Here is a 22,153-nt window from a genome sequence, read left to right as displayed (position 1 = left end):
AACATCAAAACTGAGACAGAAATATAAAGGAGGGGTAATTTATCATGATTCAAAATAAAAGCGGAAATGGTAACGAAAAGTGATTCACTTTGAAAATGTCGGGCTACGTTATGGAATGGGACCTGAAATCCTGCGTGATATTAGCTTTCACATTCCTCGCGGGTCTTTCCAATTTTTAACAGGAGCATCAGGAGCAGGAAAAACCTCACTGATGCGTCTTATGTTTTTAGCCACCAAGCCAACACGGGGTCATATTGATTTATTTGGAACCGATACAGCACTTCTCAAACGACAAGAGCTTCCGGCTTTAAGACAGCGTATTGGCGTTGTCTTTCAAGACTTTCGCTTGCTTGATCACATGACAACGTATGAAAATGTTTCATTGCCTCTCCGCATTAAAGGACAAGAAGAATCATCTTATCGTAGTGAAGTTGAAGATCTTTTACGGTGGGTTGGACTTGGAAATCATATTCATGTTTTGCCACCCGTTCTTTCTGGAGGAGAAAAACAAAGGGTAGCGATTGCGCGCGCCCTCATCGATCAACCAGAAATCTTATTAGCCGATGAACCTACAGGAAACGTTGATCCCATTTTGGCCAAACGTCTCTTACGCTTATTTATTGAATTAAATCGTTTTGGAACAGCTGTAGTTATTGCCACTCATGATATTACCCTCATGGAACAAGTTGCGGCTCGGCGCATGATCCTCCAAAATGGACGGATGACAATCTATGAATAAATCTTTCTCCATTTTTCAGATTCAAAAATCACTTTTTACACGCGATAACGCGACAAAAACAGCTATTATTCCTAAAGATAACATATCAGGACAAGCATTGGTTGCAGCAATTGCGATTATGACATTTCTTTCTAGTTTAACGCTCATCAGTGTTGATTTAGTACACCGCACTTCTCATAATTGGAGCCATCAAATTAGTCGAGAAGCAACCATTCAAATCCTCCCTATTGAAAACATTGATATAGAAAAAGCACTCCGTGATGCTGTTAAACTTGTTAAAACATTTAACGGCGTGCAAGATGCGAAAATCGTTGATCAAAAGGCCACCGAAAAATTGCTTGAACCGTGGCTTGGAAAAGGCTTAACATTTCATTCATTGCCCTTGCCCCGACTTATCATCGTGACATTAAAAGAAGATAAAAAGATCAATTTTAACACCATCAGTGAAGCTATAAAAAAACAAATTCCCGGAGCCCAATTTGATGATCATCGTTTTTGGATCAACCGTTTTGTAACAATGGCTCACACAACCATTCTCATTGGTTTTTCAATTTTAACACTCGTTTTAGGAGCTCTTATTCTCACGATTATTTTTGCTACACGCAATGCTCTCGCAGAAAATGCACATATTATTAATGTACTTTATTTCCTCGGCACTGAAGAACATTTCATTGCTCAACAATTTGATTGGCATTTTTTTAAAACAGCACTCCGCGGAGCAATTTATGGTGGCGTAACAAGTGCTCTTCTTTTTAGCATTTTTGCGTTTTGGACAAATTATAATTTCGGTCAAGTTGAAACCAGTCAAGTCACTGCATTATTTGGACATTTTTTTATTAGTTACACCACTTATGGAAAAATCGTTTCTCTTGTTTTGGTTGTCTCTCTTCTCACAGCATTAACCAGCCGCGTTACCATCTTGGCACAACTCAAAAAAATTGATCAACACGAAAACGGTTTATTTTAATTTCATGACCTATGATTCCTCTCATTCTGAATCATCCATCCGTGATCATTCGAAGCGTGTTCCCCCACAACAAGCGAAACACACTGCTCATCGATGGAATCGTTTTTTTCGCTATTTACCACCAACAACACTTTCTCTTTTTTTGACGGTTCTCTTTTTCTGTATGGGTTTTATTGTTTTTTCTGAGAAAATTGTCCAATTGCAACCACCAAATTCATTGCCCAAAGCCGATGCAATTATCGTTTTTACGGGAGGAAGTAACCGAATAAAAACAGGACTCAACCTCCTTCAACAAGAACTTGGTTCACGCTTATTAATTAGCGGTGTGAATAGAACAACGAATCCCAAAAGTTTCATGCGCACTTCATCTATTAATCCGCAACTCTTTGCCTGTTGCGTTGATATTGGAAGAGAAGCAACAAATACAAAAGGAAATGCTTTAGAAAGCGCTGCTTGGATCAAAAAGCATCACTATAAAACACTCTATATCGTCACTCATGATTATCACATGTGGCGTTCTTTACTTGAATTGAAACATTTAATGCCTGATATCAATTTTATTGCCTATCCTGTTAAAAAAAGGAACACAGGAAATACAATACAACAAATCAACTATCTCCGTCTTCTTGCATTCGAATATCTAAAAATGATAGGCGTTCATATCAGGATTGCATTCTGATCTTTTTTATATCTTCTTTTCTTCGGTTTTCAATTTTTTAATTTAACCAATACTTCAGCTTTTCTCATGTATATTTTATCTTCTGAAGAATAAACATTGGATGCATCTTGAAAACGAGTAAGATATGACTCTTTTTTATTTATGAAAAATTTTAAATAATGACGATTAACACTTTATAGCATCCGTTTTCTGTCCCAACACCTTCTCTGACAAAATCATCAAAAAACCTTCACAAAAGGGTCTCTGATGATGCCTTTAACAAAAAGATTATTTAAAGATGTAAAACACCGCTTACAAAACAATCAACGGAAAACAGTGATACGTTAAACATCGATCACAACATATACATTTTCAATTGTTTGAAGCTGTTTTCTTCTCTCGTGCTGTAAACAAAATATTATCTTCGTGACTCTACACTCTCTCTCAGAGAGTTTTTTATCAAAACTCTCTAGCGCATCTAAAATCGATCATATCAGTGCCACACATATTCTTGAATAGATAATTAATCTCGTGCAAGTGCAACAATAGGATCCAGATTTGAAGCCTTCCGCGCTGGCGCAAACCCAAAAAACACTCCTATATATGTTGAAAAAAGAAAAGCCATGAAAATCAAATTTGCTGAATAAATCAACCGAATAGGTGCATCAAAAAGAGCAAACAACCCGCCAATTAAAAAAGCAAGAAGCACTCCAATCGCCCCACCAATCACACAAATTAAAATAGATTCGATTAAAAATTGCTGCAAAATATCACTCTTGCGCGCACCTATTGCCATGCGAACTCCAATTTCACTAACCCGTTCAGAAACAGTCACCAACATAATATTCATCACCCCAATACCACCAACGATCAATGAAATCGCTGCAATTGAAGACACTAAAATCGTTAAAACATGCGTACTTTCCATGACACGCTTCCTAAATGACTCTGAATTTCTAATGAAAAAGTCCTCTTCACCATGGCGCATAATTAAAAAACGTCGTACAGTCTCTTGGGCTAATTGTGAATCAACCCCATCTGCAATCTTAAGCGTAATCGCTCGAACAGTTGTTGTTCCAAGAAAACGCGTTTGTACTGTTGTATAAGGCAAATAAACCTGAAGTGTATTTGATAAACCTCCATGATCTTTAGGAGCAACAACCCCAATAATCCGCGCAAGCACTTGCCCCACTCGGACAACTTTCCCGATAGGACTTTCATGACTCTTCGGGAAAAGAACAGAAACTGCCTCTTTTTCGATAATTAAATCTACAGCACGATCATGTACACTTTGTTGATCAAATAACCGTCCTTCGACCGCTTTAAGACCTTCTGTCTGAAAAAATTGCTCGCCCACACCCATGATCACAGCATTCGCTTCAACTGCCTCATTCGTAATCGTTGATCCTACAGACATCTGAGGTGTCACACCAGCAACATAAGGGAACTTTGATAAAGCCTCTGCATCTGCCTCAACCAAACTGGTTATTTTTTCTGAATTAGGATCAGAAAAGTTTTTCCCAGGAAAAATGGTTAATGTATTAGAGCCCAAGCCCTGAAAACTCTCTAAAACTTTTTCTTGCGTTCCATTCCCTATAGCGACCATCGCAATAACCGACCCAATTCCGATAATCACTCCAAGCATTGTTAAAAAAGCACGCATTTTATGCGCACCCATTGCCAATAAAGCCATGATAAATGCTTCACGAAAACGATCAAACAAAGAACGAAAAAATCCAAGCTCTTTTTCATTTTTCATATCTTCTTGCTGATATAAAATCGGATCAGAATTTTTGACTTTTTCGGTCTTTGATAAACGATCAGCGACAATTTCTCCGTCACTAATTTCAATAATACGATTAGCTCTTTCAGCCACGTGCATATCGTGCGTTACAATAACAATTGTCCGACCTTCTTGATTCAATTCCTCCAAAATACGCAAGACTTCTTGACCACTTTGTCGATCTAACGCACCGGTTGGTTCATCTGCAAGAATAACATCAGCATTATTTATTAAAGCACGTGCAATTGATACTCTCTGTTGCTGACCACCAGATAGTTGATTAGGATAATGATTGATCCGATCATGCATCCCTAAACGTGTTAAAATACTCTGTGCACGTTTTTTTCTTGTTGCCGATGCACATCCTGCATAAATAGCTGGAATTTCAACATTTCCAAGAGCTGTCAGTGCACTCAACAAATGATACCGTTGAAAGATAAATCCAAAATGATTACGCCGCAAAGCAGATAATTCATTTGCTGAAAGTGAAGCTGTTTCTTTTCCTGAAATCAGATAACGCCCAGAACTTGCTCGATCCAAGCACCCTAAAATATTCATCAATGTGGATTTTCCTGACCCTGATGGTCCGACAATAGCCACCATTTCACCACGCTTAATGGTTAGATTGATGTTTTTTAAAGCCGCAACTGGTATTTCACCTATGCAAAATTCACGCGTTACATTTTCCAAAACAAGAATGGCATCTTTTTGCTCTGTTCTCATGCTTTAGATCTCATCTTCATTATGGACATCAGGAGAGGCGATCATGAGTCCATCACGCGACCCTGTAATAACCACATCACCCTCATTGAGGCCCGATACAATTTCAGCCATCACTTTATTATTCAGCCCAACAGTGACTTGTTTAGCCACTATGTTGTTATTGCCAACCAACAGTTGAACCCATGCTTTATGCTCTTGCGTTTCATCTCGTAAAGCATCACTTGGAACCAATAATACATTTTGAGAGCGTCCTAATATAATATGAACTTGAGCTGTCATATACGTGCGTAAAGAATCATCCGCATTGTCAACACGAACAAGTCCATTATAATAAATTGCTGAGGATGCTAAAGCACTCGAACCACCTATTATACCTGGATTAATACTTTCATCTGCACGAATTGATTCCGGCGCAGGATCGACTCTCTCTAATATTCCTTCATAACGGCGCTTTGAATTTCCGAGCACTGTAAAATAAATTGGTTGTCCAGCACGCACTTTTAAAATATCGGCTTCTGAAATTTTGGCTTTAATTGTCATTTTTGACAAGTCACCTAAGATAACAATTGTTGGTGCTGATTGAACAGCATTAATGTTTTGTCCTTCTTCAACGACAGTTTCTAAAACCGTTCCTGAAGAAGGCGCGACCACACGCGTATACCCTAAATTAACCTCTGCACTCTCCACATCAATTTGTGCTTGCATAATCTGCTCTTTCAGCTGTGCGATCTGCGCCTCATGGATTTTCACCTGAGCAATCGCATCATCTAAACTTGCCTGAGAAACTGCACGAATCTCACTCATATTTTTCTGACGTTCTAATTTTGTCTGTGCAAGAGAAAGATAAGTTTCCTGTTCAGTCAAACGAGCATGATAATGAGCCAAGGCTGCTTTTCTTCTTTTTAAATCATTTTCTTGATCGGTAGGATCAATTTCTGCCAAGAGATCCCCTTCCTTGACAATGCTTCCTGGAACAACATGCATTGCAACAACACGTCCCGTTGCACGTGCACCAACAGCAACCAACCGAGAAGGACGAACAATGCCAGAAGCTAAAACACTTTCTTCAATATCTCCACGCTTGACAACCGCTGTCATATAAACTGTCGCCTTTGTTCCAAAAACACAAGAACGAACAAATAATAACACAATGATAAGAGAGGGGATTGCTAAAAATAAGGAAAGTTTTTTTCGTTTCATGATTCCATTTTTTATCTTAATCAATAAACGTTTCATCTTTACTTCACCTTCATTTGCGAACGCGGAACATTGTCAACAATTTCTGGACGTGATACATCAACTGTACCATCCCAACCACCCCCCAAAGCTTTCATCAAAGCAATATAATGGATAGCCAAAGCAATGCGACTATCTTTCACTGCCATTTGCGAAGAATAATAGGCACGACTTGCATTTAATAATTCAAAGGAACTAATACTTCCATTTTCAAAAAGACGCTGTGAAAGCTTCAATGAACGCTCATAAGCAGCATTTGCAGCTATCAATTTTTCTAAATGTTTTTGTTGTTTATTGAGTCTCACAAGCGCATTTTCAACATCTTCTAAAGCACCCAATACAGCGGCTCTATAAGCAATAAAAGCCTGATCACGCTGAGCACGTGCCATAGCAACAGATGCTACAATCTGTCCTCCATTAAAGAAAGGAAAACGAAGATTAGGACCAAACGACCACCCAATTGTTGAGCTTTGCCACAAGTGACCCACTGTTGCCGCCGCCGTTGAAATATTGCCTGTTAAGCTTAGCGATGGATAACGCTCTGCTTCATACTGACCAATCCGTGCTGTAGCCTGCGCATATTGACGTTCTGCACGCCGTAAATCTGGACGATTCAGAAGAATATCAGCTGGAATTCCTGTTGATACCGGCCATATCGGTTGTGGAAGCTGCATTTTCTGAGCATTTCTCTGTAAAAGAGGCCTTAAAGCTGTAGGAACACGCCCCGTTAATACAGAAAGCCGATGAATACTCATTGCCAAATTGGCTTCCATTTGTGAAATATCCGCTTCCGTATTAATCATTTGTGCTTGTGCATTTGAAACATCAAGGATCGAAGCATCACCAACTTTTAATTGAGCTTGAATGAGTTCAAAAGTTTTCCGCTGGGATGTTGCAATTTGACGAACGATCAATAATTTTTGTTGCCACCCACGCATTTCGACATAATTTGTTGCAACATCTCCTAACAGCGTGACCATTGTCGCCCGCATCTCTTCCACAGCCCCTTCAAGACCATAACGCGCTGCTTCAACGGCACGCTTATGCCCTCCGAAAAGATCAAGCTCCCAACTCGCATCCAAACTACTTCTGTAGTGGTTCAAAGCTACATCAGAACTTTGAGCACTACGATTCCCTGAAATTCCACTCGAAAGGCTGGGTAAAAGCCGTCCTACAGCTTGCCCCAAACTCGCGCGAGCTTCACGAACCCGTGCTTTGGCAACAGCAACATTATTATTGCTCGAAATAGCATCATTCATTAGTTCATTCAAAACAGGATCATTAAAACGCCGCCACCATCCAGCAAGCATCGCTGGATTTTCAGATATGTTCGCAGATTTTTGCCCCCAACCTGTTGGCACCACAAAAGATGTCTTACGATAATTAGGACCAACAACACACCCTGACAAAACAATAAGGCAAGGAAAAACAATAGACAAAAAACCTTTTGAAGCAACCCACTTTAGATTACTAATGTGCATTTACTCTCCTGTATTTTCTGAAATAAATCCATTCCGTTTTTAACTGAAGCGTTTTATTTCAAACTTTTCATAAAAAATCAAATAAAGTTTGTACCGGAACGTGATCTGAAGGTTGAGACCACCCTCTTGCTGTACGAAAAATTGACAAATCAGTCATAGAATGCACTAAATCTGGAGAAGCCCAAATATGATCAAGCCGTCGACCACGATTAGCAAGCTCCCAATTTCGCGCACGATAACTCCACCACGTGTACAATTTAGTGGGGACTGGAAAACGCACTCGCATCAGATCGACCCATCCTCCCTCATTACACAGAGACTGTAAACGTTCAGTCTCGATCGGTGTATGACTCACCACCTTTAATAATTGTTTATGAGACCAAACATCATCTGCTAGAGGAGCAATATTTAAATCACCTACCAAAAGAGAGGATAAACCATCACCCTGATTCGCATAAATAGACGACATTTCATCTAAAAAATCAAGCTTATGACGAAACTTTTCATTGACATTTGCATCTGGAATATCTCCACCAGCAGGAACATAAAAATTATGAATTCGTAATTTTGTTCCATACAAGTCAATAACGACGGAAAGATAACGGCAATCTTCTTTTTGACAAAAAGAGCGCTTTTCCACACTCAAAAAAGGAAAACGAGATATAATTGCCACACCATGATAAGATTTTTGACCATTTAAAGCGATATGTTTATACCCTGCTGCTTCGAAAGCTTCCCGTGGAAACAAATGATCTGGACATTTTGTTTCTTGCAAACACAAAAGATCTGCTGGAAATATCTCCAAATATTTCAATACCTGTGAAAGACGCAAGCGAATAGAGTTAATATTCCAAGTAGCAATCCGAAAAAACATCTGCCTTAATTCCGATGATGCGATACTGAAATATTTTTATGAGGAATCTTGAACATGTAATCAACAAATCTCACGCCTGTGCGCACATTCATAATTTGAACAGTGGTTTCCAAATTCTGCGAATCAACAATTGTCCATTGTCGTAATGCATAATTTTTCGCATCAAAAATCATTTTTATATACCCTTTACCAATTGTCTTATCTCGCAAAATAATTGTTATTGCTCCTGGAGTTTCATGAAGAGTTAATAAATGTCCTGATGATAAATCAATTTTATTGCTCAGCAAAAATTGCATCGGTGTTTGAGAAAGAGGATAAAAACTCCAGGTATTCAATGCACGATTATTAACTCCCACAAACCGACCATCTGCGATAATCTGTAAAGGAACTCCTTTATAACTAAAACGAATCTTTCCCGGACGCTCTAAATAAAATGTTCCTTCATATATTTTTCCTTTTGGATTAAACTGAATAAAATCACCTGTCATTGTCTTCATAGCCGCAAAATGATTGGCAACATTTTGCGCACGTTCCATACGACTCGACGCATGTGCAAGAGAAGAGAGTATCAATACTCCAAAAACAATGCTTCCATAAAAATAAACTACTCCTCGTCTCAAGAAAAAATATATCTCCATTAACACTTATCCTCCATCATCTTTGTTCTCTTTTTAAGATGACATAAGAAATAATAAAACAATACCCTTCATAGAATATTGTTTGACAATACTCACAAAACTTTCATTTCAAAATGGTTCTTCTTCAGCAGGAACTAAAATTTCTCGCCTTCCTGCATGATTTGCTGGACTAATAATTCCTTCTTCTTCCATACGTTCAATGAGTGTAGCAGCACGGTTATAACCAATTCCTAAACGACGCTGAATATAAGAGGTAGAGGCTTTTCGATCACGAAGAACAATTGCAACAGCTTGACTATAAGGATCATCTGCGGAAGAAGAAGTCAGTGAAACATCTATTCCATGTTCTTCAGTTTCTTGAGTAATATTTTCCAAATAATCAGGCAACGCTTGTGCTTTGAGATGTGCAACAACCTGTTCAACCTCATCATCCGCAACAAAAGGTCCGTGAACACGCTGAACACGCCCTCCGCTCATCATAAAGAGCATATCTCCTTGCCCTAATAATTGTTCCGCTCCTTGTTCACCAAGAATTGTCCGACTATCAATCTTTGAACTTACAGAAAAAGAAATACGCGTTGGGAAATTCGCTTTAATTGTTCCTGTAATCACATCGACGGAAGGACGCTGTGTTGCCATAATCACATGAATGCCAGCAGCACGCGCCATTTGTGCCAAACGTTGAACGGCTCCTTCAATATCTTTTCCTGCAACCATCATCAAATCTGCCATTTCATCAATAATGACAACGATATAAGGCATAGGATTTAAATCAAGTGTTTCTGTCTCATAGAGCGGCTCTCCAGTTTTATGATCAAAACCAACTTGAACCGTCCGTTCCATTGCTTTTCCTTGCTTTTGCGCATCTTTTAAACGAGCATTAAAGCCATCAATATTGCGCACGCCCATTTTTGACATTTTGCTATAGCGTTCTTCCATTTCACGCACAGCCCACTTAAGTGCAATCACGGCTTTTTTAGGATCTGTCACCACCGGCGTCAATAAATGTGGGATCCCATCGTAAATTGAAAGCTCAAGCATTTTAGGATCCACCATAATTAAACGACATTGCTCAGGTGTCATACGATAAAGCAAAGACAAAATCATAGTATTAATAGCAACAGATTTTCCTGATCCCGTTGTTCCAGCAACTAAAAGGTGAGGCATTTTGGCTAAATCTGCGATAACAGTTTCACCTCCTATGGTTTTTCCCAAAGCAAGACCGAGCTTTGCTTTATTGTCAAAAAATTCCTGTGCTTGCAGAATTTCTCTCAGATAAACCATCTCACGCGTTGCATTAGGCAGCTCTATCCCAATTACATTGCGCCCTGGAACAACAGCGACGCGCGCAGAAATCGCACGCATTGAACGTGCAATATCATCGGCTAGACCAATAACACGTGACGATTTAATTCCTGCAGCTGGTTCAAATTCATACAATGTCACAACCGGACCAGGACGTACATTGATAATTTTTCCTTTAACGCCAAAATCGAGTAAAATATTTTCCAATTCATGGGAATTGGCCTTCAAAACATTAGGAGATAATTTTGCATCCTTGATAATTGGCGGTGGAACAGAAAGATAATCCAAAAGAGGAAGTGTAAATTCTCCATTTGACAAAGATGATAAAGATTCAAAACCACGGTTTTTCGGAACAGAAGCTGACGTCTTGCTGTGAGATCTTTTGCTCTCTTTCTTTTCTTCGACAAAAACAGGCTCGACTCGATCAAACGATTTTTCTTTTTTACTAGACGAGCTTTTCAATGAGAATAGACGACCGAACCAAGCTTGTAAAAAATACAAAAAATGCAAAACTGCTCCAAAAATCGTTGCAAAAAAACCGAATCGTACTTCAGACCCAGATTCTTCTTCCTCTTCTGATATATCAAAAACAGGCTCCACATTTTTTTCACTTAAAACTTTTTTTCCTTTATGTTTCCCTCCCAAGCGTCGTAGCACAACATTACCAGAAAGAGCTGCCATAAAAAAACTTATAGGAGCAAGAAAAATTCCTAATAACACACTTTGCGCAGAAGAAAGAGAGAAGGATAAAAAAGCAGAAATAATTTTTAAAATTTCATCTCCCAAAATACCTCCAAGTCCCATCGGCAATGGCCAATAAGCAAAAGATGTCACAGGTGTCATTAAAGCAAAAACAACTAAAAAATGAATGGTTGATATCCCCCACCAAAACAAGCGCAAAATCAGATTAGAGATCTCTTTTTGAGCCATCAATAAAAAGGACCAAAACAATGGTGGTAATAAAACACCAAGACTTGCCAAACCAAAAAACTGCAGAGCAAAATCAGCAAAAATCGCTCCATTCCGCCCCATAAGGTTTGTTATTTTATTTGCATTAGCAGAAGTAAATGAAGGATCCGCAATATTCCAAGTTGCTAAAGATAAAACGCAAAAAACAATAAAAGCAAAAACACCAAGCCCAATGAATGCACCTATTTGGCGCAAAAAGATGCTCATAATCCGCGAACCCTGATCGTCTTTCGCGTCTGATAAATCATACGGAGAAAAATCTTGGCGCATCTATCAATTCCAAATATAAAACTTATTATTCATAAAATTATATCTCACTCCCATCATAGTACAAATATATTAATAGAGCTTACACACTGGAATCGTAATAATTTTCCTTTAAGATTGCACAAAAAATGATATTAAATATCAAGTTTGTTTAAAAATTATATAAACTGCGAATAAATTGGAACAAAACTAGTGCTTTCTAATCTTAATAAAACAATAAAACACTGTGATATTGTTATCGCAGGTGGTGCAGTCGTTGGTTTAACCCTTGCAATAGCGCTCAAACAAGCCGCGCCTGCGCTTAAAGTCACTCTTGTTGATGCATCCTCTCAAAATGCATCTTCAACTTCCAATATACAGGCTTTTGCCCTTGCTGCTGCCTCTATTCGCATGTTTAAACAATTACACTGTTGGGACGATATCAAAGCCTATACACAACCTATTCATTCAATGATTATCACAGATGCCCGTACGAATGATCCTGTTAAACCAATTTTTTTAACATTTGAAGGCAATGTCGCTCCCAATGAACCCTTTGCCGCTATGATTGAACATAAAACACTGACTCATGTTTTAAAAAAGCGAGCAAAAGATCTTAATATTCTTTTTATCGAAAATGTACGCGTTATCAATTTTCATCAAGAAACTCAACACACAATCGTTACTTTAAGCAATGACGAAATCTGGCAAACAAAATTGCTTGTTGCCGCCGATGGCGCCCGCTCTCAATTACGCGAAAAAGCAAACCTTAAAAAATTTTCACGACCCTACGAACAAACAGCAATCCTATGCACTATCGAGCATGAATTTCCTCATCATGGCCAAGCAACGCAACATTTTTTACCTGGAGGTCCTTTTGCTCTTTTACCACTCAAAGGAAATCGCTCAGCCATTGTCTGGAGTGAGCAATCTACAATAGCTCAATCCTATCTCAAGGCTGATCCTCTTCTTTTTGAAACAGAAATCGAAAAACGTATTGGCTGCCGCCTCGGGCAATTAACCTGGAACGGAGAACGACACGCTTTTCCTCTCACTCTTTCTTTAGCGCACAATTATATTAAACCACGCTTTGCTCTCATTGGTGATGCCGCTCATATGATCCATCCCCTTGCAGGACAAGGATTGAATTTAGGATTACGGGATAGTGCTGCTTTAGCTGAAATCATTATTGAAACAGCACGATTGGGTCTTGATATCGGATCTCTCACCACTCTTGAACGTTATCAAAGCTGGCGGCGTTTTGAAATCGTCCGCATGGCTTTTAGTAATGATTTCCTCAACACACTTTTTTCAAATGATCTTGTTTCTTTACGCATGCTCCGCGATATTGGCCTTGGAGTTGTCAATCGTATGCCAAAAATGAAAAAATATTTTATTCAAGAGGCTTCGGGTCTTACTCATAATGCGCCACGTCTTTTACGCGGCCTTCCTCTTTAAAGTGAAAAGAATATAAAACGCTTCTCTTTGCTTCTATTAACACTGTGCAAACAACTTACACTTTTCTCAAAATAAAATATTACATCTTCAATAGAAATATTGCTTTGAAAATTTCTAAAAACACAAACCACAAAGATCAACACCCTCTCAACTCTTTAAACGTTTTTTTCAAACACGCTCAATTGTCTCACATCATCCACGACAACACCGAGTATAAAAAAACATGTCAAATTCCATACTCCCCAAAAAAGCATAGGACGATACTCTCACAATCAATCTCATAGACATTTTTATCATCACAAGGATGATTGATCACTTTGTCTTCTAACACATTCTCTCATCAGTTAAGACATATTCTATTTTTTTCTATTTTTTGAATATTATATAGCTGTTAGGGTACTTCTAATTCTTCAAGCCAATAACCATTCTCTAACCACTCTTTAACCCACTTTGGTTTACGTCCACGCCCATTCCATAATTCCCATTGATTATCAGGGTTTCTATAATAACGCTCTTTTCCCACAAGATCAGCAATATCAATTCCATGCGTGTTAGCAATTTCAAGAATTTTTCTCTGTGCTTCTTTTTTTTCTTTCAGTTGCCGTTTTCTCAGTTCTGCATCAATTTTAGCCCGCATTTCCCGTAGCTCATCAGGATTCATGTTTTTTAAATCACTCACCTTTTTACTCCCTTTGCTAAAAAGAATTGCGATTTGTCATATTTTAAACACAATTCTAGACAATTTTTGCCTACTTAATTAGCTTTCAAAATTAACGTTATGATGAATATATTACTTTTATGGAGTTCGTGTTTTGAGCCGCAAAAGTTCTTTTATTTCTGTTTCGGATATTACCGATGTCTCTTTTTTGGGTTCAGCTTTAAGAGTTGACAATTTGAGCATCGGGGTATTGTTGTCTTTTTTTGGCTTTCATGAACATACCATTAGAAGTAAATATAAACCACCAGCTTATAAATTATGGCAACTTTTTAGAAAGAACAAGTCCCACTCCGAGGATAAATTTCTGATTTTTTTTGAGTGTCTTTTGTGTTTTTGCACGCAAGTGATGTGCATCCTTTGTGGACAACAAAAAGATAAATCAAAAAAGAGTTCTTCTGTTGCGTCTTTTGCCTCAATGAATCAGAAAAATTGGTTATGGCTTCGTTTAAACTTCTTTTGTTGCATCTTTCAAAAAGTCTCTCGTTGGAATGATTGGTGTTGTTTACGCGCATACATTACTAGCGGCATAGAAACATGTGCTCGGTATGTTTTTCAGAACTGCGGTAATAGGTTAAAAGTCTTTGTTTCGAGTTATATCGCTGATGAACTTCTGAAAAGTTTATGTGCAATTAGTACTTGTATAGATAAAGTTTTCTATCATCGAGTGAGGTGCTAATGGCTTTATCAGACTTTATAATGCTTGCAGCAACATGTGCGCCTGCTGTTCATCCGACGACGATTTCGGCTATTATTACTCAAGAATCGCAAGGGAATATTTATGCAATAGGCGTTAACGGCAATTATAAATTACCGCGTCAACCATCTACACTTGAAGAAGCTGTGACCATGGCTCAGCAATTAAAAAATGCTGGATATAATTTTGATGTCGGCCTTGGGCAAATAAATATTAAAAATCTTGAATGGCTTAAAATGTCGCTTTCTGATTTATTTGATCCTTGTAAAAATCTCAAAGCTCTGCAAGCTGTACTTGTAGATTGTTACAAACGTGCTCTTTCCACACATAGCGCAGGACAAGCTGCACTACGTGCGGCATTAAGCTGTTATAACACAGGAAATTTTAAGCGAGGTCTTGCCAATGGTTATGTGCAAAAAGTTTCCTCTCATGTCGACGTTAATATCCCCGCGCTTGTTCCTGTCGATGAAAAAAAGCAAAAAACAGTGCAACATTATACTACAGAAAAAGAACATGCTTTTAAAGCAGCAATATTTGTTCAATCTCGTGAAGAACTTACGGATGCATTCACAGGTAAGGTAGATAATGTGAGTGATGTTTTTACAGCAACAGATATCTTTTCATCCGGAAATAACAGGAGATGAGCATTGTTGCATTTATACGTTAAAAATATAATTTTGATAAAATATAATGATAGAGAATAGATAAGAGATTATTAGGCTCTAATTTATAAAATTGGGTAGAATCTTTTAAACTTAAGGGTCCTAACAATGAAAATGATAGAGCAACGTAGTGTTGATATAGCGTTTAATCAAAAAGCAGTGAGAGAAGTTACAATTGTAATGCGTTCAGAAAAGGAATGGTACTTCACATTTGTTGCGGATAATCCAGTAACAAAAAAGCCCAATAAATATGCTCTTCTTACACAGAGAGGAAAGTTAAGAACTTGGGCTAATCCAAAGTATCTTTTTAAATTCCTTGAAGAAAGAGGTGTTGTTTGTGGAAAATTTAGTCTTAACGAGGATAAATAATATGAAACAATTTAATAATCTTAAAATAAAGATTAACAACAAGGTGACTGTTGCTGTCTCAACGATAGCTGTATCTCTAATGAATTATCCTGTATGTGCACAATCTCAACAGAAGAGACTGGTTAAAGCTACAAATGCTTTAAACGAAATACAGACCGAACTGCAAGCAATTGTTCCTATTGCTGCAACTGTTATTCTTATAGGATTAGCTATTGGTTACGCGGGTCGGTTCATAGAAAAGAACACATTTGTGCGTTGGGGAATCGGTGTGGTCATTGCGGGCTCTGCCCTCCAAATTACATCTATGCTCTATAAGGGCTGACAAAGTTTAATTATGAAACATAATTTTGTGATTAAACATCGTGTTTTGTAAAAAATCAGTCGTCAGTGAGAATAAACATGGGACAGAAATCTGAAATTAACGACAACATTGTCGCGTTTTTTGCAGGAATGATTGTATTTTTAATGGCGCATCCTGCGTATGCAAGATTAGAAAAAGCGCGAAACATTTTAAACGAAATACAGACCGAACTGAAAACAATTGTTCCTATTGCTGCAACTGTTATTCTTATAGGATTAGCTATTGGTTATGCAGGTCGATTTATAGAAAAAGATACATTTATACGTTGGGGCATTGGTGTGATCGTTGCTGGTTCTGCCCTCCAGATTACATCTATGCTTTTTGACGGTAGTTAGAGCTGACTATAACGCTGTTATAAATTGGTTTTCTTCCTTCAAAAAAGTGTTCATATTTAGTAATTTAATATGTGTCAGTTTTTTATGTGCGTTGTGGCAGAGATATTATTTGAGACAATTTTTTAGGAGAATAAAAATGAAAAAACCTAGATCTTTTCAAATAATGTTTAACACGAAAAAAATAGCTGTTTCTTTTGCATCTGTAATTCTGTTTTTAATTATTCAACCTGTTTATGCAGAACCCGCAAGTGGTATAAGAGATATTTTGAGAGATATACAAGCAGGGCTTGATACGATTGTTCCTATTATTGCTGGTATCATTCTTTTGTGCCTTCTTATCGGCTATTTATTTCGTCTTATTAAAAAAAGCACATTTATACGATGGGCAATTAGTATCATCATTGCTGGGTTGGCATATTATATTACTAATTTGCTTTTCCATATCGCATAATTGGAGTTATCTATGAGACCGTCAAAACCTGAGGCATTTCCTTTATTTAAAGGAGCAACGCGTGTTCCAGTTATTTGGGGTGTTCCCATGGTTCCACTCATGATGATGATCATGGGTGTAGCTGTTCTTGCTATGACGATAAGTCTCTTTTGGTGGCTTATGGCACTCCCCTTATGGTTTATCATGGCACAAGTTACAAAGAATGATGATAAAGCATTTCGTATTTGGTGGTTATGGATCGATACTAAACTTCGAAATCGCAATAAAAGTTTTTGGGGTGCTTCGAGTTATAATCCTTCTGATTACCGTAAAAGGAGACCATTATGAGCGCTGTTGAAAACAATAAGCTACTCAAGTCAGAAACGCCTGTTAGCTTTTATCTTCCTTATTCGCACCACATTACAGATACAATTATTTCTACAAAAAATGCGGAGTATTTGTCGGTTTGGAAAATTGATGGACGTTCATACCAAAGTGCTTCAGAAGAAGATATTTTTCAATGGGCAAAAGAATTAAATAATATGTTGCGCGGTATTGCGTCAGCAAATTTATCTCTTTGGACACATATTGTACGTCGTCGTGTTTATGAATATCCTGATTCAACCTTCGATAAAGTATTTTGCTACCAGCTTGATGAAAAATATCGGCATAGCTTTACTGGCTATAATTTGATGGTCAATGATTTATATTTAACAATTGTTTATAGACCTGTTGCCGACAAGATTATGTCTTTTTTTGCTCAACATGAGCGTGAAACACTTGAACAAAAAAAGCTAAGACAAGAGACATGCATTAAAGTTCTCGATGATATTAATCACACTCTCGGCCAATCATTAAAACGTTATGGAGCAGAATTGCTTGGAGTGTATGAAAAAGATGGTTATTCGTATTCTTCTGCTCTTGAATTTTTGAGTTTGCTCATTAATGGCGAACACCGTCCCATGCCAATTTGTCGTGACCGTTTTGCTGATTACATGGCTGTCAATCGGCCTTTTTTTTCAAAATGGGGTGCTGTTGGTGAGGTCCGTACGACTACTGGAATTCGCCGGTTCGGAATGATTGAAATTAAAGAATATAATGACACAACAAAACCGGGGCAATTTAATGTCCTTTTAGAAAGTGACTTTGAATTTATACTAACGCAGAGTTTTTCTATTTTATCACGACATGCCGCCAAAGATTATTTACAAAGACATCAGCGCAACCTTATTGATGCCCGCGATGTCGCTACAAGTCAAATTACGCAAATTGATGAGGCATTGAACCAACTTATCAGTGGGCATTTTGTCATGGGTGAGCATCATTGCACACTCATGATTTATGGCAATACAATCCAAGAAGTACGTGATTATATGGCTAAAGCGAATGCAGCCTTGCTAGATGTTGGAGTCTTTCCAAAGCCGGTCGATCTAGCGATAGAAGCTGGCTATTGGGCACAACTTCCTGCAAATTGGCAATGGCGGCCACGTCCTGCACCGATTACATCACTTAATTTTTTATCATTTTCATCTTTTCATAACTTCATGTCGGGAAAACCGACAGGGAACCCGTGGGGACCAGCCGTTACAATTTTTAAGACAGTTAGTAAAACACCTCTTTATTTCAATTTTCATGCCTCTCGGCTTGAAGAAGATGCAACTGACAAACGATTACTTGGAAATACAGCGCTCATTGGGCAATCTGGTTCTGGTAAAACTGTTTTGTTGAGTTTCTTGTTAGCGCAAGCACAAAAATTTAAACCAACAATTGTTGCTTTTGATAAAGATCGAGGCATGGAAATTATCATCCGCGCAATGGGGGGGCGATATCTTCCACTCAAAATGGGCGAACCAAGTGGTTTCAATCCATTTCAGCTTCCTCCAACACAAAATAATTTGATTTTCCTTAAACAATTTGTAAAAAAACTAGCAGAAGCTGGTGGTGATATTACACATCGCGATGAGGAGGAAATTGACAAAGCGATTATGGCTCTGATGAGCAATAGTATTGATCGATCATTGCGCCGTTTGTCATTGCTTTTGCAATTTTTACCCAACCCGCATTTAGATGATCGTGATGCGCACCCGTCTGTTCATTCGCGTTTGATAAAGTGGTGTGAAGGTGGTGATTACGGATGGTTATTTGACAACCCGAGTGATGCTCTTGATTTATCGACACATCAAATTTATGGTTTTGATATTACTGAATTCTTAGATAATGTTGAAACACGGACTCCAGTCATGATGTATCTCCTTTACCGTACAGAAGGAATGATTACTGGTCAGCGTTTTATGTACATTTTTGATGAGTTTTGGAAGCCTTTGCAAGATCCATATTTTGAAGATTTAGCAAAGAATAAACAAAAAACTATTCGAAAACAGAATGGTATTTTTGTTTTTGCCACACAAGAACCGAGTGATGCGTTGGAAAGTAATATTGCAAAAACACTTATTCAACAGTGTGCAACATATATCTTTCTTGCTAATCCTAGAGCAAACTACGAAGATTATACACAAGGTTTCAAATTAACAGATGCAGAATTTGAATTGATTAAAGGTCTGGGGGAATTTAGTCGACAATTTCTTATTAAACAAGGAGATCAATCTGCACTTGCAGAATTAAATCTTGGCAAATTTAATATAATGATTGATGGGAAAACAGTAGAACAAAATTTTGATGATGAACTTCTCGTTTTGTCAGGAACACCTGATAATGCAGAACTTGTTGAATCTATTATCGCCGAAGTTGGTGACGATCCTGCTGTATGGTTACCAATTTTTTTACAACATGTAAAAACTGAAAGGAATACACTGTGAAAAAGTTGATTGGAACAGCTGTTGTTTTGTCACTTTTCGGAGTGTCAAACTCAGCATTAGCATTTAACGTTAGTTCATCACCTTTTGTTTGGGGCAGATCCTATGAAACTCCTATTGACCTTTCTGGATTATTAGACATATTCAAAGAGAAACTTGAGGTAATCAAAGAGCAAAATAAAGATCGAAATACATTCTATGCGTCTATAACAAACGCACCTACAAAACAATTAACGGCTCTCGCAGAAGAGCACAATGATTTTTTTCTTAAAGAAACAAATAGGATCTATAAACAATCTGGAGCTAGACATCCCTCAACAAGATTAACATCAATAGAAAATATTATAAAAGAAGAGAAACTTTCTGTTTCTCTAGAGCAGGCACGCCAACAAATTGAAAAACGTGGCCAATATACAACATTGACTGATAAAGCTATTAGCTTACAGTCTTTTCAAAAAGTGCAGGCCAATTTTAATCGCCTCAAGCACTTATTGAAAAATGCTAAAAATGCTAATGATCTTAAAAGCATTGCTGAGCTGCAAGCTTACATTAAAAGCGAGCTTGCAATGATACAAAATGAAGTCACAAAACTACAAATGGTTGCGCATTTACATGACGCTGAGCAAGAATTGATTCACCAACAAAAATACGAGCGTAATATAAAAATTCTGCATCGTAACAATAATCAAATGCCTAAGATAAGGTGATGTATTTTTACAACTTTCTTACAAAAAAGAAACGAACATGGTTTGGTAAAATCTTAAAAATCCAAAGGAATGTACAGAAAGTTTTATACCTGTAAATTATACCATTTAAATAATAATTTTTGGATGGGTTTTCATATTGAAATTAAAGCTAAAAACAATCAAGCAATGTCATCAATGGAATAGAACATCTGAGATTAATAAACGTTCATCTGTCAACTGCAGAATAATTCAAGAAAGCGCTAATTCAGTTTTTTTTTGCAAATTATGAAAACAAAAAGGAGCGTAATATGAAAAAACAAATGGTTGCAATAATGGCTACTGCAATACTCGCAATATCAAATTCTGCATTCGCATTTTCAGTGATTCCAATTATAAAATTTCCTCCATATGGATCCCTCAACTTTGATAAAGAAATAAAATTACTCGAAGTATTGAGAAAAGTGCATGAGTGGGAGAAAAAGAAACACGCTTTACTGGGTCGTCAAGATGAGTCCTTAACAAAAAATAATCATGAGTTTAAAATTAAAGAAGGAGAACATCGTTATTTTATCCTTGAGGAACCAGAATCAATTTACAAAAAGTCTGATAAGCGTCACTCAGATATTGCTCAATTCATCGAAAAAGAAGAGAAAAAAGTTTTTGATTCTATCAGTAAAATACGTACAGAAATCGATCAACGTGATCTCTCTGCAATCATAATGGACAAAACTGTTAGTTTACAAACTTTGAAAGATGCAAAAAATCGTTCCGATTATATTATAAGTTTACTAAACAAAATGAACGCAATACATGACTTAAAAGGAATGGGAGAATTACAAGCTGCTCTTGAAAATGAAGCATCTATAATACAAAATGAAATTACAAAATTACAAACGGTTTCTCACCTCCGTGATTCAGAACAAGAACACATCAATGAAAAAGTGTATGATTATACGATGAAAATTATAAATAGGAACAGTTCAACAATGCCAAGTATACAATAAATACTTGATGTGTGATAATATCTAATCTCATTGCTTAAATTAAGAGAATTTTGTTGATATAAATTTATGATTTTACTCATATGGATTTTTATAAACGTGCATATTAATTCTATAACTGAATAAATTCACGATTATTAAAGCATATCATTTGATGTTTATTAAAAAACAATAATTGATTAATGTAATTGTCTATTGTTTTTAAGTATATGTAAGTTAAAAGGAGTGCATCATGAAAAAACTGGTTATGATCATAATCATGGCTGTGACATTTGGAATGCCAACTTCAGCACTTACAAAATACTACTCAACACAAAACTCAAGAAAAAAAGAAGAGATTGCGAGGTCTTTATTTCAGGTAGCGAGAGAGCAAGCTATGGATCTTCAAAGGCAATTACATATAGAAAGAAAAATATATGACTCCATAACCGGCATGAAAAAATTGAAACTCGACGAGACAGACATTCCTGAAAACAGACAAGAGCAGAATAAGTTGTTTTTTCTTGAGAATCCGGAAAATATTTATCAATCTTTGCATACATCTTCTTCATCAGATCTATCATCACCACTCAAAAAAATTATGCAAGATGAAACATCTTCTGAGGCTGTTAATGAAATGCGCGCAAAAATCGAACACCGTCGTCGATATGCCACAGCAACCGATAAAGTAATCAGTCAAGAATCTTTCGAAAACACAGAGTCTCGTTTTCAGCATATAAACGAGCTATTGAAGGATATTGAAAAGACAAAGAGTTTAAAAGATATTGCAGAATTGCAAACTCATATTGAAGGAGAGCTTGCGATGATTCAAAATGAAGTCGCAAAATTACAAGCCGTTATTCATTTGCGCAAAGCGGAACGAACTCTCATCAGTCAACAAAAATACAGACGGAATATGCGGATTTTAAGCAAAGCCAATGTGGGCATGCCTAAGATCCAGTAAAATATTTGACGACAGTTTTTTGTTTATCATTTGAACTGTTCAGCAGATAAAAAGGCAAATTTCG

General features: G+C 37.3%; 21 protein-coding genes. 14 read left to right on the top strand and 7 right to left on the bottom strand.

The window, feature by feature from the left end:
- Window positions 1-79 precede the first annotated feature (79 nt).
- From ftsE to NPY00_RS04920, 3 genes are read left to right on the top strand one after another with little or no spacing between them, the layout of a single operon-like run.
- A complete protein-coding gene (gene ftsE / locus NPY00_RS04930) occupies window positions 80-739 on the top strand; it encodes a cell division ATP-binding protein FtsE (RefSeq protein WP_269020966.1) in 660 nt (219 codons plus the stop codon).
- On the top strand, window positions 732-1,706 hold the full coding sequence (locus NPY00_RS04925; protein ID WP_269020965.1) for a cell division protein FtsX: 975 nt from the start codon (window positions 732-734) through the stop codon (window positions 1,704-1,706). Before ftsE ends, NPY00_RS04925 begins: the two co-directional genes overlap by 8 nt.
- A 4-nt stretch (window positions 1,707-1,710) precedes the next feature.
- Window positions 1,711-2,385, top strand: coding sequence for a YdcF family protein (locus tag NPY00_RS04920; protein ID WP_269020964.1), 675 nt, complete (start codon window positions 1,711-1,713; stop codon window positions 2,383-2,385).
- Window positions 2,386-2,887: 502 nt separating this feature from the next.
- On the opposite strand, the gene NPY00_RS04915 is transcribed toward NPY00_RS04920, so the two are convergent.
- The 6 genes from NPY00_RS04915 to NPY00_RS04890 form a co-directional block, all read right to left on the bottom strand.
- On the bottom strand, window positions 2,888-4,870 hold the full coding sequence (locus NPY00_RS04915) for a MacB family efflux pump subunit (protein ID WP_269020963.1): 1,983 nt from the start codon (window positions 4,868-4,870) through the stop codon (window positions 2,888-2,890).
- A 3-nt stretch (window positions 4,871-4,873) separates the two neighbouring features.
- Window positions 4,874-6,106, bottom strand: coding sequence for an efflux RND transporter periplasmic adaptor subunit (locus NPY00_RS04910; RefSeq protein ID WP_269020962.1), 1,233 nt, complete (start codon window positions 6,104-6,106; stop codon window positions 4,874-4,876).
- 2 nt (window positions 6,107-6,108) lie between these two features.
- A complete protein-coding gene (locus tag NPY00_RS04905; RefSeq protein WP_269020961.1) occupies window positions 6,109-7,587 on the bottom strand; it encodes an efflux transporter outer membrane subunit in 1,479 nt (492 codons plus the stop codon).
- A 67-nt stretch (window positions 7,588-7,654) separates the two neighbouring features.
- The gene (locus tag NPY00_RS04900) at window positions 7,655-8,461 is read right to left on the bottom strand and encodes an exodeoxyribonuclease III (protein ID WP_269020960.1); all 807 of its coding nucleotides are present in this window, start codon (window positions 8,459-8,461) and stop codon (window positions 7,655-7,657) included.
- Between the two features lie 5 nt (window positions 8,462-8,466).
- Window positions 8,467-9,099: a LolA family protein gene (locus tag NPY00_RS04895; protein WP_269020959.1), complete on the bottom strand. Its 633-nt coding sequence runs from the start codon at window positions 9,097-9,099 to the stop codon at window positions 8,467-8,469.
- Window positions 9,100-9,207: 108 nt separating this feature from the next.
- Window positions 9,208-11,643, bottom strand: a complete 2,436-nt coding sequence (locus NPY00_RS04890; RefSeq protein WP_269020958.1) for an FtsK/SpoIIIE family DNA translocase — start codon at window positions 11,641-11,643, stop codon at window positions 9,208-9,210.
- Between the two features lie 189 nt (window positions 11,644-11,832).
- Here NPY00_RS04890 and NPY00_RS04885 point away from each other — a divergent pair, with 189 nt between their 5' ends.
- The gene (locus NPY00_RS04885; protein WP_269020957.1) at window positions 11,833-13,077 is read left to right on the top strand and encodes a ubiquinone biosynthesis hydroxylase; all 1,245 of its coding nucleotides are present in this window, start codon (window positions 11,833-11,835) and stop codon (window positions 13,075-13,077) included.
- A gap of 391 nt (window positions 13,078-13,468) precedes the next feature.
- On the opposite strand, the gene NPY00_RS04880 is transcribed toward NPY00_RS04885, so the two are convergent.
- Window positions 13,469-13,756 carry an H-NS histone family protein gene (locus NPY00_RS04880; protein WP_269020956.1) on the bottom strand — a complete coding sequence of 96 codons (288 nt, stop codon included), beginning with the start codon at window positions 13,754-13,756 and terminating at the stop codon, window positions 13,469-13,471.
- Between the two features lie 714 nt (window positions 13,757-14,470).
- Here NPY00_RS04880 and NPY00_RS04875 point away from each other — a divergent pair.
- The 10 genes from NPY00_RS04875 (at window position 14,471) to NPY00_RS04830 (ending at window position 22,089) form a co-directional block, all read left to right on the top strand.
- Window positions 14,471-15,133: a lytic transglycosylase domain-containing protein gene (locus tag NPY00_RS04875; RefSeq protein WP_269020955.1), complete on the top strand. Its 663-nt coding sequence runs from the start codon at window positions 14,471-14,473 to the stop codon at window positions 15,131-15,133.
- Window positions 15,134-15,259: 126 nt separating this feature from the next.
- Window positions 15,260-15,520 (top strand): KorA family transcriptional regulator, encoded by a 261-nt coding sequence (gene korA / locus NPY00_RS04870; RefSeq protein ID WP_269020954.1) that lies wholly within the window; start codon window positions 15,260-15,262, stop codon window positions 15,518-15,520.
- Window position 15,521: 1 nt separating this feature from the next.
- Window positions 15,522-15,842 (top strand): VirB2 family type IV secretion system major pilin TrwL, encoded by a 321-nt coding sequence (gene trwL / locus NPY00_RS04865; protein ID WP_269020953.1) that lies wholly within the window; start codon window positions 15,522-15,524, stop codon window positions 15,840-15,842.
- Window positions 15,843-15,919: 77 nt separating this feature from the next.
- Window positions 15,920-16,216: a VirB2 family type IV secretion system major pilin TrwL gene (trwL, locus tag NPY00_RS04860; protein WP_269020952.1), complete on the top strand. Its 297-nt coding sequence runs from the start codon at window positions 15,920-15,922 to the stop codon at window positions 16,214-16,216.
- Between the two features lie 136 nt (window positions 16,217-16,352).
- Window positions 16,353-16,667 (top strand): TrbC/VirB2 family protein, encoded by a 315-nt coding sequence (locus tag NPY00_RS04855; protein ID WP_269020951.1) that lies wholly within the window; start codon window positions 16,353-16,355, stop codon window positions 16,665-16,667.
- Between the two features lie 12 nt (window positions 16,668-16,679).
- Entirely contained in the window at window positions 16,680-16,994 is a 315-nt protein-coding gene (locus NPY00_RS04850; RefSeq protein WP_269020950.1) for a type IV secretion system protein VirB3, read from the top strand.
- Window positions 16,991-19,462, top strand: a complete 2,472-nt coding sequence (locus tag NPY00_RS04845; RefSeq protein ID WP_269020949.1) for a VirB4 family type IV secretion/conjugal transfer ATPase — start codon at window positions 16,991-16,993, stop codon at window positions 19,460-19,462. The genes NPY00_RS04850 and NPY00_RS04845 overlap by 4 nt, the downstream gene beginning before the upstream one ends.
- On the top strand, window positions 19,459-20,166 hold the full coding sequence (locus tag NPY00_RS04840) for a type IV secretion system protein (protein ID WP_269020948.1): 708 nt from the start codon (window positions 19,459-19,461) through the stop codon (window positions 20,164-20,166). Before NPY00_RS04845 ends, NPY00_RS04840 begins: the two co-directional genes overlap by 4 nt.
- A 287-nt stretch (window positions 20,167-20,453) precedes the next feature.
- Window positions 20,454-21,149, top strand: coding sequence for a type IV secretion system protein (locus NPY00_RS04835; protein WP_269020947.1), 696 nt, complete (start codon window positions 20,454-20,456; stop codon window positions 21,147-21,149).
- A 229-nt stretch (window positions 21,150-21,378) separates the two neighbouring features.
- Complete coding sequence (locus NPY00_RS04830) at window positions 21,379-22,089, top strand: type IV secretion system protein (RefSeq protein WP_269020946.1); 711 nt, start codon at window positions 21,379-21,381, stop codon at window positions 22,087-22,089.
- The last annotated feature ends 64 nt before the right edge of the window (window positions 22,090-22,153 follow it).

Origin of the sequence: Bartonella sp. F02 (assembly GCF_026929975.1) — a bacterium.
Lineage (GTDB): Bacteria > Pseudomonadota > Alphaproteobacteria > Rhizobiales > Rhizobiaceae > Bartonella.
The sequence above is the reverse complement of the archived record's forward strand: the minus strand, read 5'-3'. Positions and strand labels throughout refer to the sequence as shown.